The sequence below is a fragment of the Comamonas sp. CMM02 genome (assembly GCF_014851485.1).
GTDB lineage: Bacteria > Pseudomonadota > Gammaproteobacteria > Burkholderiales > Burkholderiaceae_C > Comamonas > Comamonas avium.
This window is the reverse complement of sequence record NZ_JACUZW010000004.1, coordinates 271,353-284,048: the sequence shown is the minus strand read 5'-3', so window position 1 is coordinate 284,048 and position 12,696 is coordinate 271,353. Positions and strand designations below refer to the sequence as shown.

10 protein-coding genes and 1 riboswitch are annotated in these 12,696 nt (G+C 59.8%); of the genes, 6 read left to right on the top strand and 4 right to left on the bottom strand.

Going from position 1 to position 12,696, the window contains the following annotated elements:
- Positions 1–97: 97 nt before the first annotated feature.
- Positions 98–2,134, top strand: a complete 2,037-nt coding sequence (locus IB213_RS14860; RefSeq protein ID WP_192407499.1) for an acetate--CoA ligase family protein — start codon at positions 98–100, stop codon at positions 2,132–2,134.
- A 102-nt stretch (positions 2,135–2,236) separates the two neighbouring features.
- Here IB213_RS14860 and IB213_RS14855 read toward each other — a convergent pair whose 3' ends face one another.
- Positions 2,237–3,298 carry an NAD(P)-dependent alcohol dehydrogenase gene (locus tag IB213_RS14855; protein WP_192407498.1) on the bottom strand — a complete coding sequence of 354 codons (1,062 nt, stop codon included), beginning with the start codon at positions 3,296–3,298 and terminating at the stop codon, positions 2,237–2,239.
- A 132-nt stretch (positions 3,299–3,430) separates the two neighbouring features.
- Here IB213_RS14855 and IB213_RS14850 point away from each other — a divergent pair, with 132 nt between their 5' ends.
- Positions 3,431–3,934 (top strand): copper resistance protein NlpE N-terminal domain-containing protein, encoded by a 504-nt coding sequence (locus IB213_RS14850; protein ID WP_192407497.1) that lies wholly within the window; start codon positions 3,431–3,433, stop codon positions 3,932–3,934.
- A 157-nt stretch (positions 3,935–4,091) separates the two neighbouring features.
- Positions 4,092–4,475 carry a hypothetical protein gene (locus tag IB213_RS14845; RefSeq protein ID WP_191722038.1) on the top strand — a complete coding sequence of 128 codons (384 nt, stop codon included), beginning with the start codon at positions 4,092–4,094 and terminating at the stop codon, positions 4,473–4,475.
- 276 nt (positions 4,476–4,751) lie between these two features.
- Here the strand turns inward: IB213_RS14845 and metH are convergent, their stop codons facing one another.
- Both metH and IB213_RS14835 read right to left on the bottom strand, forming a co-directional pair.
- Positions 4,752–7,496 carry a methionine synthase gene (gene metH / locus IB213_RS14840; RefSeq protein WP_192407495.1) on the bottom strand — a complete coding sequence of 915 codons (2,745 nt, stop codon included), beginning with the start codon at positions 7,494–7,496 and terminating at the stop codon, positions 4,752–4,754.
- 37 nt (positions 7,497–7,533) lie between these two features.
- A riboswitch (S-adenosyl-L-homocysteine riboswitch) is annotated at positions 7,534–7,643 on the bottom strand.
- 145 nt (positions 7,644–7,788) lie between these two features.
- Positions 7,789–8,253: a PACE efflux transporter gene (locus IB213_RS14835; protein WP_191722036.1), complete on the bottom strand. Its 465-nt coding sequence runs from the start codon at positions 8,251–8,253 to the stop codon at positions 7,789–7,791.
- A gap of 75 nt (positions 8,254–8,328) precedes the next feature.
- Here IB213_RS14835 and IB213_RS14830 point away from each other — a divergent pair, with 75 nt between their 5' ends.
- Entirely contained in the window at positions 8,329–9,234 is a 906-nt protein-coding gene (locus IB213_RS14830; protein WP_192407488.1) for a LysR family transcriptional regulator, read from the top strand.
- Positions 9,235–9,346: 112 nt separating this feature from the next.
- Positions 9,347–10,699, top strand: a complete 1,353-nt coding sequence (locus IB213_RS14825; protein WP_192407486.1) for a hypothetical protein — start codon at positions 9,347–9,349, stop codon at positions 10,697–10,699.
- A 6-nt stretch (positions 10,700–10,705) separates the two neighbouring features.
- Here IB213_RS14825 and IB213_RS14820 read toward each other — a convergent pair whose 3' ends face one another.
- Entirely contained in the window at positions 10,706–11,608 is a 903-nt protein-coding gene (locus tag IB213_RS14820) for a LysR family transcriptional regulator (RefSeq protein WP_192407484.1), read from the bottom strand.
- 159 nt (positions 11,609–11,767) lie between these two features.
- On the opposite strand from IB213_RS14820, the gene IB213_RS14815 reads away from it, so the two are divergent.
- Positions 11,768–12,664 (top strand): MaoC family dehydratase N-terminal domain-containing protein, encoded by an 897-nt coding sequence (locus tag IB213_RS14815; protein ID WP_191722032.1) that lies wholly within the window; start codon positions 11,768–11,770, stop codon positions 12,662–12,664.
- Positions 12,665–12,696 lie beyond the last annotated feature (32 nt).

Below are 12,696 nucleotides of genomic sequence, written 5' to 3'. Positions count from 1 at the left end.
CATCGCTGCGGCGGTACATTGCGTCGTACCTGCTTGCGCGTTGTCGCTGCTGGCAACGGGTGTATCCAATTACCACTGAACCCAAGGAGGGTCGCGTATGCGCGTCCTCACACCGTCTGATTTTCATCCCGCTGAAAAAGCTTTTACCTGCCAGCAAGCGTATGTTTTGCGCACCCGCCACTGGACAGGCAATAACCTGTGGAGCCCCCACCCCGTGCTGGAGGCCCAGTTGCTCGACATGGACGACAGCCAGTGGCCGCAGCTGGAAGAAATGCTGCACGCACTGCTTCAAGCCGTCGCCTTGCCTGATCGCGTCTGCCAGTGCCTGCCGCTCATTAACGGCCGTGGCACAGTGGTGCTGGAGGCCAGCGAAGCGCCCTTAGGCCGCTGCGTACTGCAACAGGCACTGGAATTGCTGGCACTGACATCGATTGAGCGTGCCCAGCAATGGACGGGGGCCTTGGGCCGTATTCGCCACGTGGTCGATGAGGAGTGCCTGGGCCCCAGCACGGCCTGCATTGCCAATGCCGCCATACAGCGCAACCTGCCCGCATATCGCATGTTTCCCAAAGGCAATCTGGTGCATCTGGGCATGGGAGCCGCACAACAGCGCATCTGGACTGCGGAGAGCGATTTGACCGGTGCCATCGCGCAAGACATCGCTGCAGACAAGGCCCTCACCAAACGCCTGCTGTCCAATGCGGGCATTCCTACCCCGCAAGGTGACATTGCCAGCTCGCCTGCACAGGCCTGGCATCTGGCACAACGCCTGGGGGTGCCCGTGGTGGTCAAGCCGCTGGACGGCAACCGTGCGCGCGGCGTGAGCCTTGATCTGATGGACCAGGCTTCCGTCGAAACCGCCTGGCAGCTGGCCAAACGCGAAGGCACTCAGGTGCTGGTGGAACGCTGCATCCGTGGCCATGAGCACCGTGTGCTGGTCGTTGGCGAGCAGGTGGTTGCAGCCACACGCGGCCAAACCCTGGCTGTAGAGGGCGATGGCCTGTCCACCATCATCGAACTGGTCGAAGTGCAGATCAATCAGCACCCACGCTGCCTGATCGATATGACGCTGGAACGCATTGAGCTGTCCAGCAACGCCAAAATTCAGGTCGAACTGCAACGCCAGCAGCTGCATGACCAATCCATTCCTGCTGCAGGCCAGGAAGTGGTCTTGCTGCGCACCGGCAACCTCACCGTGGATTGCACCGACGAAGTGCACCCTGATATTGCGCACCACGCCATCATGGCGGCCCGCACCATCGGGCTGGACATTGCAGGCATTGACATGGTGGTGCAAGACATTCGCCAGCCCCTGCTGGCGCAAGGTGGCGCTATTGTGGAAGTGAATGCAGGCCCAAGCCTGCTCATGCATCTGTACCCCGTGCACGGCAAAGCCCGGGCTGTGGGTGAAGCCATTTGCAGCCACCTGTTCCCGCAGCCAGAAGATGGCCGCATTCCCCTGACCGGCATCCTGGCCAGCAATGCGGCGGGCCTGCGCATCGGCCAGACACTGGCCGCCTGGCAGCAGGCTCAGGGCCACCATGTCGGCATGGCCAGCGGCGACACCATGTATCTGCAAGGCCAGCGCCTGCTGCAGCCTTCCAGCCAGTCACCCTCTGCGGGCGAGCGTGTGCTGATGCACCGCGCCGTCACTGCGGCGGTGGTTGCACAAGACATGCTCACCGCCATGCAAGCTGGCTGGGCCTACGCCCAGTGCGATATGGCCATCATCTGTCCTGAGGAATCGCCTCTGGAAGCCAGCATGCAGCAACGCATTTTGGCCACACAGCTGCGTACAGTGCGCCCCGGAGGCATCGCCGTCTTAAGCACCGGCAGTGCACAGCTGGAAAGCTTGGCGCTGACATGTCCGGGCAAGATCATCTGGGTTAATGCAGATGAGCAGCACCCGCTGCTGCAGTCACACCGCCGCGTGAATGGCTGCGTGGCTTTCCTGCGCAATGGCCGGGTGGTGTGTGCACAGGGCACAGAGGAAGCCTATATGCCTATGCCACAAAGCATTGGTGACTGGAGCTTGCCTGAATGGCTGGCCGTCGCGGCAGCTGGCTGGGCCATGCACTGGCCATTGGCCGTGCTGGAAGTGATTGCCCAGCAAGCCAGCGACTCCAAACATTGAAGCTGCAAAACGCTTTTCAGTTCTTGATCGCTACCAGCACAGCCTCCGCCTGCCTCAAAGTCGTTATGGCTTGAAGGTGGGCGCTGGCTTGCAAAGTTCTTTTCAGGCCTGCGCCTTCAAGCTTTCCATATCGATCACAAAGCGATATTTCACATCGCTCTTGAGCATGCGCTCATAGGCTTCGTTGATGTCCTGCATGGCAATCATCTCGACATCGGCGGTAATGCCATGTTTGCCACAAAAATTCAGCATCTCCTGTGTCTCGGCAATCCCGCCAATCACAGAGCCAGCAATGGCTTTGCGCCCCAGTACCAGAGTGACCGTGTTGATGGCCGGTTCTTGCTGACCCAGAAAACCTACCAGCACCAGCGTACCGCCGGTGGCCAGCGTGGCAGTGTAGGCGTTCAAGTCATGGGCATACGGCACCGTGTCAATGATCAGATCAAATTGCCCGCTCACTGCCTTCATTTGCGACCTGTCGGTGCTGATCACCACACGGTCTGCGCCCAGACGCTTGGCGTCCTCTTCTTTTCCAGCAGAGCGGCTGAACAAGGTCACATGCGCCCCGAGCGCCTTGGCCAGTTTCAAGGCCATATGCCCCAGGCCACCCAGGCCCACCACCGCAACGCTGCTGCCCGCGCCCACATTCCAGTGGCGCAGAGGTGACCAGGTCGTGATACCCGCACACAGCAAAGGCGCTGCTCCCTTTAAATCCATGTTCTGAGGCAGCTTCAGCACAAACTCCTGACGCACCACGATGCGCTCGGAATACCCACCTTGGGTGGCGCTGCCGTCGATACGGTCTGTGCTGTTGTAGGTGCCAGTCATGCCGTTTTCACAGTATTGCTCCCACCCCTTGGCGCATGCCCCGCAACTGTGGCAGCTGTCTACCATGCACCCGACGCCCACAGCATCACCCACTTTGAACTGGGTGACTGCACTGCCTACAGCAACCACACGCCCGACAATTTCATGGCCCGGCACGGTGGGGTAGACCGTGCCACCCCAATCATTGCGCGCGGTGTGCAAATCAGAGTGGCACACGCCGCTGTAGAGGATGTCGATCACCACATCGTTGGCACGCGGATCACGGCGCACAAAGTGGAACAAACCCAGGGCACTGGTGGGAGAGTGTGCGGCGTAACCGCGCGTGGCTTGAGACATGGTGGGACAGCTTTCAAACAAAAATTGTGAGATGTGACCTACAAGTATTCGCTGCTCTGTGTGATTGGTACGCTACACATTCTCTTTAGCATTGGGCATCAATGGTTTAACACGAATGCCCATCCGATATTTATGCAGCAACGCCTTCCTACACGCCACGCCCTTGGTCTAGTTTTTCTGTCACTCGGAGTGCTGTGGCTGACCGCATGCGCGAGCAAGCCCGTAACCGAAAATGTCCCCCCGCCACGCATTGACCAGCTGATGCAGCAGCCCGTAGGTGATGCCCCCCAGAACATGCTGGACTGGAGTGGCACCTACCAGGCCGTCCTGCCTTGCAACGCTTGCCCCGGAATTGCCATGAGTGTGCAATTGCGCGAAGACCACACCGCCGTGGTGCGCGAGCGTAAGCTGGGCAGCGACATTGAAAAAGCCCCCGACCAAACCTACAAAGGTGCCTTTTACTTTGACACCCCCCATGGCAGCCTCATCACCCTGAGCACCTCTGCACAAGAGGCACCTGCTTACAAATTCTGGGTTTCCGAAGGCTGGATTGAGCTGCGAGAGCGCAGCACCGGCAATGCCCTGCCCCAAAGCAGCATGTACCGCCTGCGCAAAACCAGCCAGCCGTCCAATTAGCGGCGGCGACAAGGTAGCAGTAAATACTCAGCTGCTACCGGATTTCAATTGGTAACAATTGCTACACTTCGAATTCTCTGCGTGCCAAGGCGCGCTCCACCGGGTTGACAACCAGCGCAGGCCTACAGGCCACCGCGCTTGCCGAGAGAAGAAGTTCATGCGATTTGCACCATTGACGGCCATGGCCGCTACCCTTGTTTTGGCCGGCTGTTTTGAGGAAGCGTCACTGCCCGAAACCCTCATGTTCCCGCCAGGGCTGGATATCACTTACCGAGGCAAACCCGCCAAGCTGTATGGCACCTCGCAATGTGCACAAGGTCAGCTGACTGGCAATTCCTGTCTGATTTTTCCACCGCACCAACCTTCTGCCACCGGCGTCATCCTCAGCGACCAGCGTGTTTACCAGGTACAGCTCACCGCCCGCCAGGACCCCAAGAACCCCGTGCTGTTTATTGTGGAAGACGAGCAGGCACGCCGCATTTTGAGCACGACAGGCCGCCACGATGAATACGGCAACATCGACATCCGGCCCGACATTTAAGCGCCACCAGCGCTAATTGCATCCAGCACTGGCAGTCAATGCATTCGTGCTCAGATCTCCGCGTACTGGTGTGGCCGGGAAATACTTTTCCATGGCATGTGCTGCGCATTACCCATGCACTGCAATGTCACCCTGGCGTGTCACGCTCGGTGAAAGAGCTAACACTTGCGGCGGTCAATGAGCAAGACTGAGCATCCTTGCATGCGCATGAGCGGCCACCCTGTCAGCTGGCCACAAAAAAGGCCGCATCAGCGGCCTTTTTTGGTGTCAAGTCGATCACCCTAAATTGGGTGCCAAGAAGCGGCGCAGCGCCTCGATGTCCATGCCACGGCGCTCGGCCATATCGGCCAGTTGGTCTTCACCAATCTGACCCACATTGAAATAGCTCGCTTCAGGGTTGCCAATGTAAAAGCCGCTCACACTGGATGCCGGGTTCATGGCCAGACTCTCGGTCAGCGTCATGCCAATTTCTTCGGCTTGCAGCACTTTGAACAGATCAATCTTGGCCGTATGGTCTGGGCATGCCGGGTAACCGGGCGCAGGGCGAATGCCCTTGTACTGTTCTTTGATCAGTTCCTCATTGCTCAGTGCTTCATCCGCAGCGTAACCCCACAGGTCTTTACGCACACGGGCATGCAGGCATTCGGCAAAGGCTTCGGCCAAGCGGTCGGCCAGGGCCTTGAACATGATGCCGCTGTAGTCGTCCAGAGCGGCTTCAAATTCTTTGTCTTTCTTGTCTGCACCAATACCTGCGGTCACAGCAAACAAGCCTGCGTAGTCCGCAATACCGCTGTCTTTGCTGGCCACAAAATCAGACAGACAGCGACTGGGTCGCATCACACCGTCTACCGCCTGTTTTTCGGTTTGCTGGCGCATGCCGTACCAGGTCATCAGCACCTCGGTGCGTGATTCATCGGTATAGAACTCGATGTCGTCACCCACGCGATTCGCAGGGAAGATGCCCATCACGCCATTGGCTTGCAGCCAGCGGCCTTCAATGATTTTCTTGAGCATGCGCTTGGCATCGGCTTGCACGCTGCGCGCCTGCTCACCCACGATCTCATCGTCAAGTATTGCCGGGTAGGGGCCCGCCAAATCCCAAGTCTGAAAGAAGGGGCCCCAGTCGATGTATTCAGCCAGCTCGGCCAGGTCAAAGTTCTTGAACACACGGCGGCCCAGCACACGGGGGGTGACAGGTGTGTGTTTGACCACCGCTGCGTTGGCACGCACTTTGTCCAGCGGCCACAGCGGTGTCTTCTTTTTATTGGCGTGCTGGGTGCGTACTTTGTCGTAGTCAGCATTGAGCTCGCTGAGGTAGCTGTCTTTGCCCTCGCCCAGCAGGCTTTGCGCAACGCTCACACTGCGCGAGGCATCAGGCACGTAGACCACGGGGCCTTCGTAGTTGGGCGCAATCTTGACAGCCGTATGCACCCGCGAGCATGTCGCGCCACCAATCAGCAACGGAATCTTCTTGATGCGGAAGTAGTCATCCTTGTGCATTTCACCGGCAACGTACTGCATCTCTTCCAGGCTGGGCGTGATCAGGCCTGACAGGCCAATGATGTCAGCGCCCTCCGCCTTGGCACGTGCCAAGATTTCGTGACAAGGCACCATGACGCCCATATTGATGACATCAAAGTTATTGCACTGCAAGACCACGGTGACAATGTTCTTGCCAATGTCGTGCACATCGCCCTTGACGGTGGCAATGACGATCTTGCCCTTGCTGGTCACGTCAAGACCGGCTGCTTCCTGCTGGCGCTTTTCTTCTTCAATGTAGGGCACCAGGTGCGCCACCGCCTGCTTCATCACGCGGGCGGATTTGACTACCTGGGGCAAGAACATCTTGCCCGCACCAAACAGATCACCCACTACGTTCATCCCGTCCATGAGTGGGCCTTCAATCACGTGCAGCGGGCGGCCACCGCCCTGCACCACCAAGGCCTGATAGGCCTCTTCGGTGTCCTGGGTGATGAAGTCGGTAATGCCATGTACCAGCGCGTGCGACAGGCGCTCGCCAAAGGTCTTGGGATGCTCGGGCGTGCCGCGCCACTCCAGCTTTTTGCTTTCGTCCTTGGCACCGCTCTTGGCGCTGTCGGCAATCTCGAGCAGGCGCTCGGCAGCATCTGGGCGGCGGTTGAGCACCACGTCTTCCACGCGCTCACGCAGGTTCGCTTCCAGGTCGTCGTACACGCCCACCATGCCGGCGTTGACAATGCCCATGTCCATGCCCGCCTGAATGGCGTGGTACAGAAACACGGTATGGATCGCTTCGCGCACGGGGTCATTGCCCCGAAACGAAAATGACACGTTGGACACGCCGCCCGAGACCTTGGCTCCGGGCAGATTCTGTTTGATCCAGCGCACGGCTTCGATGAAATCGACGCCGTAGTTGCTGTGCTCTTCAATGCCCGTGGCCACGGCAAAGATGTTGGGGTCAAAAATGATGTCTTCAGGCGCAAACCCGACTTCATCCACAAGGATGCGGTAGGCACGCTCGCAGATTTCGATCTTGCGCTCGTAAGTGTCGGCCTGCCCTTTTTCGTCAAACGCCATCACCACGGCAGCAGCGCCGTAGCGCTTGACTAATTTTGCGTGTTTCTTGAACTCGTCAACGCCCTCTTTCATCGAGATCGAATTGACAATGCCCTTGCCCTGAATGCAGCGCAGACCGGCCTCAATCACCTCCCATTTAGAGCTGTCCACCATGATGGGCACGCGCGCAATATCGGGTTCCGAGGCAATCAGATTCAGGAAGCGCACCATGGCGGCCTTGCTGTCCAGCATGGCCTCGTCCATGTTCACGTCAATAATCTGCGCGCCGTTTTCCACCTGCTGGCGGGCCACGGCCAGCGCTTCTTCGTACTGTTCGTTCAGAATCAGACGGGCAAAGGCTTTGGAGCCTGTGACGTTGGTGCGTTCACCCACGTTGACAAACAGGGTGTCCTCACCAATGAAGACGGGCTCCAGGCCCGACAGGCGCATGGGGGGAATCGTATGGGGGGCAGCGGCAGCAGTCATCGCACTCACCTGTGTGAACAATCAAAACCAAACGGAAGACAGGTGAACGCAGTTGCATGCGAGCGGCTGCGCGTACGGCAGCCGTCGGCCCAAGCCTGACAGCGGTACCAAAGTGGCACACGCGCTGCTGCAGCGCTCCTTGGGGCGAAACCACTGATTTTACGGCGTACAGCCGTGCTGGTGCACCCGGCAAGCGCTATGCCAGTGCACGGCAGCGGAGCTGGCTTGAAAGTCCAGGCCAAATAGACGTTTAGCGCTTACCTAATAAGCACCAGCAGCTATCAAAAATGAATTACGCGTGCTGCGGCAACAACTGCGCCGAGGCGGGCAGACCAAAGATACGGTCAAAACTCCAGTTGAAAACAAAGGTGTAGAGCATGAAGAAAACCAGCAGACCGGCTTCCATGACCGTGGCTTCCCACAACGAAATGCTGAACCACCAGGCCATCAACGGAATCAGCATGGCGGCAATACCACCTTCAAAACCCACGGCATGCGCAATGCGGCGCAGCAGTGAACGCCCCTTCTTGGTTTGGCGCAGCTCCCATTTCTCAAACAGCCAGTTGAACGTGATGTTCCAGGCAATGGCGATGGTGGATGCAGCCACCGCCATGCCGCCAGAAGCGCTGGCGTCCTGACCAATCGCCATGAACAGCAGGCTGGCACAAAGAATGGCAATGAGCTCGTAAAGACCAACAAAAACAACGCGGCGCTTGGCGCCCTGCAGGCCTGTAGCCTTGGGTGTATGAACTGACATAAGCCCGCCAGTTTATGTATAGAAAATGGATGATAAAAGTTAGGTTCTTTCAGTTTTTCTGATAAGTTGCGCGCCATGTCCTTTCCACCCGAGCAAGTCCCGCTGTTTCTGGCCGTACTCGATACGGGCTCGTTCTCTGCCGCTGCGCGCAAGCTGGGCCGCGTGCCTTCAGCGATAAGCATGGCCATGGGCCATCTGGAAGCCGAACTGGGCCTGCAACTGTTTGACCGCACCGGGCGCGAGCCACAACCCACTGCCGCTGCGCGGGCCCTGGAGCCGCAAGCCCGCCTGCTGGCCCAGCAACTGCAGCAGCTCAACCAGCAAGCACTAGCCTTGCATGCCGGGCTGGAAAAACGATTGACGCTGGCAATTGCCCCCGAGTTGCTGGCCACCGCGTGGGCCGAGCATTTGCAGCCTGTGGTGGAGCAGTTCCCGGCGCTGGTGGTCGAGGTGCTGGTCGCCCCGCAGGCCGACGCGCTGGAATTGCTGCATGCAGGCCGTGCGCAGCTCGCGCTGGTATTTGAGCGCCCCTCTTTCGATGCACGCGAAGACTTTCAGGAACAAGGCGCCGAAACCTTGGTAGCAGTGATGTCTACCCGCCACCCTCTGTGGACACAGTTGCAGGCACAAGGCGGTGCGCACATCGACATGGCGCAACTGGCCGCCAGCCGGCAAATTCTGGTGGCCAGCCGCGACCCCTCCCTAACTGATACACGCTTTGTGTTCTCGCACCACCTGTGGCGTGCCGACAGCCACGGCGCAGCACGCTCCCTGATTGCCGCAGGCCTGTGCTGGGGCTGGCTGCCGCACAGTTTTGTAGAGCCCCACATTCACAGCTGCGAGCTGGTGCAGATTCCGCTGTCCAACCTGAGCAACGGCACACGACTGTTTGTCGATTGGGTATGGTCCAAAGAGCGCCCTCTGGGGCTGGCGGCTGCGTTGTTTGTGCAGCAGCTGCAATTGCCACCTGCCAAGACTTGAGGCAGTTGCAAACCGAAATGACTTCTAGCGCCGGTACAGCAAGCGCTAGAAGCTATCAAAAGCACTGCCCCCACACTTGGGCCTGCGCACGGTTTTGCACTACAGTCAGCGCGTGACTTCCGCCATCCCCCCAACGTCTGCCCTGCCCATCCCGCCAGCAGCGCCCAGCCACACAGAAGGCGCGACTGGCAACGCCAGTGCAGGCGGGCCCAACTTTGCGGCCAGCGCCCAGGCAGCCACACAGGGGAATGCGTCTGCGCCGCCCAGCAACACCAGTACTGCCAGCAGCGGGCAGGCCAGCACACCAGCGCCCAGTTCAACACCAGCAGCCAATGCAGCAGCACCCGCTGCGCCCACCGCCCCAGTAGCACCTGCCAGCGGCATAGCCAGCGCGGCGCAGGTGGCACAGATTGTGGCGGCCACGCAGGCGGCACTGTCCAGCAGTGTGAACCTGTCGCCCCAGGCGCAGCAGGCCGTCAAAATGGACGCTTTCAACCAGCTTGTGGCCAACTTGGTTAACCACATCCAGTCAGGCAGTGCCACCTTGCCGGCCAACTGGCCAGCTGCTGGTGTCAGCCCACAGCTACAGGCTTTTGTGACGACCTTGCTCCAGCAAGCCACTGCCAGCCAGCCACTGCCGCAGCAATTGGTCAGCCTGCAGGCATGGCCTACGGCACTGACCAACGCTGTGCTGCAACTGGCCGGGCAAGCCGCCACTGCGGGTAACTTGTCCCCTGCCCTGGCTGCCACAACAGCCCAAGCCGCGCAGGCAGCTGCCACGGACAAAACGGACATTCGCCTGCCCCAGCTGCAGAACTGGCTGGTGCAGCAAGGCTCTGTGCAAGCGGCCGATGGCGAACGCAGCTTTACCCTGACCTTGCGCGTACCAGTGGCCTGGGCACAGGCACAAGCAGCACTGGGCACCGCCCTGCCCGCTGGTGCCAGCCCGGCAGCAGCAGGCTTGTCCACCATCCCCGGCCTGCTGTCCGGCACACCCGGTGGTTTCAGCTTGGGTGGCCTGCTGGCACTGCCTTTTGCGGGCAGCGTGCAGCAGTTGAGCAGCGGCAGCATGGGGCTGGTGATGCAGCCGCAGCTCTTGCCCGGCTCTGCGGCGGCTGTTGCGGCGCAAGCCATGCGTACCAGTGCCATTTTGCAGCTGGAATTTCAACCGCTGGCGCAGGCCGCACAGAGCGCGCAGATGGCTTCGGTTTACATGCCCGCTCACATGCTGCCGCAGGATCTGCAAGCCATGATTCAAGGGCGCAGCACTGATCCGTGGCTGCTCATGGCGCAGGCCGAGGCCGAAGGCCACAACAAAAAACAGCCCCGCAACGCCAATGAACAGGCCAACTTCTGCAACCGCGCTGGCTGTCAGTACCAAGGCCGGGCCATTTGCGCGCAGCCTTTTTGTGCAGAGATGAACTACCTGTGGTCAATCGACCGGGCGCAGCGGCGCACGCTCTAAGGCCTCTTACGCATCACTGCTGGCGTGGTATTGCTGCACGGCGTGCATCAGGTCTTGCACATGGCTGGCCACACTGCTGCCTTCGCGCAGCAGCATGTAACGCGGGCGCACGGCCCAGTTGTCTCTTAACGCAATCTGTCGCAAATGCGGCCGGGTACTGCTACGCAGAGCGGCACTTTCAGGCACCACAGCAATGCCCACGCCAGCAGCCACCATGCGGCACATCGCATCAAAACTGGCCAATTGAATGCGCAGCTTGAGGGTGTGACCCAGCTGCTGGCCCATCGTGCCCAGAAAAGTTTGCAAGGTACTGCTGCGATGCATGCCCACAAAGTGCTCATGCAGCACATCCGCAAAGCCCAGCGCCTCGACCCCTTGCCAGCGGGCCTCATCGGGCGTCACCAGCACCAGCCGATCGGTGCTGAAGTGCACGCTGGTCAGGCCATGCATGTCCACCTCGCCCGCAATGATGCCCAGATCCGCCCGGCCTTCGCGGATGTCTGCAGCAATGTCGGCATTCGGGCGCTCCTGCAAGTCCACACTGATGTGGGGGTGCGCCATCAGGTAGGCCGCCAGAATGTCGGGCAAAAAATCAGTCACTGCCGTTGTGTTGGCAAACACACGCACGTGGCCGCGCAGGCCTGCCCCGTACTCCTGCAAGTCAGCCTCAAGCTGCTGCGCCTGCTGCAGCATGGCACGGGCGTGGAAGAGAAAAGCCTCCCCCGGCGGCGTCAGTCGCACACCCCGAGCCTCTCGAATCAGCAAAGGCATACCCGCTTCTTCCTCCATGGCCTTGATGCGCGCACTGGTCGCTGCCAGTGACAAGAAACACTGCGCGGCCGCCTTAGTCAAACTGCCTGTTTTGGCCACTTGCACAAACAGCACACAGTCTTTTAATTCGAGTTTCATAGGGTGTCCGGGTTAGTACGGATAACGCCAAGCCTTTTGAAAAACTGAAGGCTTGCTTGCAAAAACTGTGATTGTAGAAAGCATTGGCCACGCCCAAGATGCATTGCAACAGCGTGTCAGCAATGGCTGGCGCCACCCTCACAAAGCACCACATTGACCATGAGCAAGACGACCCCATCTCCTCTGATTGATGCCACCCAGCTGGCACACCTGCAAACTTGGCAAGGCCGCAGCGACATATCAAGCGACCTGATCACCCCTGCGCCTTTGCGCGCTTTGTCGGCCACGCTTGACCGTGATGATGCGCCCGTGGTGCCCGGCAGCACCGTGCCACCGCTGTGGCACTGGCTGTACTTTCTGCCCCATGCCCGCCAAAGCGAGCTGGGGGCTGATGGCCACCCCCAACGCGGCGGTTTTCTGCCGCCGGTGCCTCTGCCCCGTCGCATGTGGGCTGGGGGGCGTATGCGCTGGGAGCCGGGCAACCCGCTCCAAGTGGGCCAAGACGCTGAGCGCGTTTCCACCATCCAGTCTGTGCAGCACAAAACAGGTCGCTCGGGGGAGTTGCTGTTCGTGCAGGTTGAACACCGCTTTGGCAATGCCGATGGCCTGTCGCTGGTGGAAGAACACGACATCGTCTACCGCCCAATGGCTTTGCCCGGAGAGCCAGCCCCTGCGCCGCAAACACCGCCTCTGGCTGGCCAGCAGCAATGGTCTCGCGTGATCACGCCCGATGACGTGCTGCTGTTTCGCTACTCCGCACTCACCTTCAATGGTCACCGTATTCACTATGACCGCAAATATGTGACCGAAGTCGAAGGCTACCCCGGCTTGATCGTGCATGGCCCCTTGATTGCCACGCTGCTGGTAGATCTGCTGCGCCGCAGCGACCCCAGCGCTCAACTGCAAAGTTTTGCTTTCAAGGCCGTGCGACCAACGTTTGACCTGCACAGCTTCAGCGTGCACGGCAAGCCTTCGGCAGATGGCAAGAGCGTGGAGCTTTGGGCGCAGGACCACGAAGGCTGGCTCACCATGCAAGCCACGGCCACGCTGGCTTGAAGCACCTTCAAAAGACACAAAAACAAACGCTT

Excerpts from the sequence above, each read along its gene's own strand:
- IB213_RS14845 (WP_191722038.1), top strand. The coding sequence starts at position 4,092 with ATGCGATTTGCACCATTGACGGCCATGGCCGCTACCCTTGTTTTGGCC.
- IB213_RS14860 (WP_192407499.1), top strand. The coding sequence starts at position 98 with ATGCGCGTCCTCACACCGTCTGATTTTCATCCCGCTGAAAAAGCTTTT.
- IB213_RS14855 (WP_192407498.1), bottom strand. The coding sequence starts at position 3,298 with ATGTCTCAAGCCACGCGCGGTTACGCCGCACACTCTCCCACCAGTGCC.
- metH (WP_192407495.1), bottom strand. The coding sequence starts at position 7,496 with ATGACTGCTGCCGCTGCCCCCCATACGATTCCCCCCATGCGCCTGTCG.
- IB213_RS14820 (WP_192407484.1), bottom strand. The coding sequence starts at position 11,608 with ATGAAACTCGAATTAAAAGACTGTGTGCTGTTTGTGCAAGTGGCCAAA.
- IB213_RS14815 (WP_191722032.1), top strand. The coding sequence starts at position 11,768 with ATGAGCAAGACGACCCCATCTCCTCTGATTGATGCCACCCAGCTGGCA.
- IB213_RS14850 (WP_192407497.1), top strand. The coding sequence starts at position 3,431 with ATGCAGCAACGCCTTCCTACACGCCACGCCCTTGGTCTAGTTTTTCTG.
- IB213_RS14835 (WP_191722036.1), bottom strand. The coding sequence starts at position 8,253 with ATGTCAGTTCATACACCCAAGGCTACAGGCCTGCAGGGCGCCAAGCGC.
- IB213_RS14830 (WP_192407488.1), top strand. The coding sequence starts at position 8,329 with ATGTCCTTTCCACCCGAGCAAGTCCCGCTGTTTCTGGCCGTACTCGAT.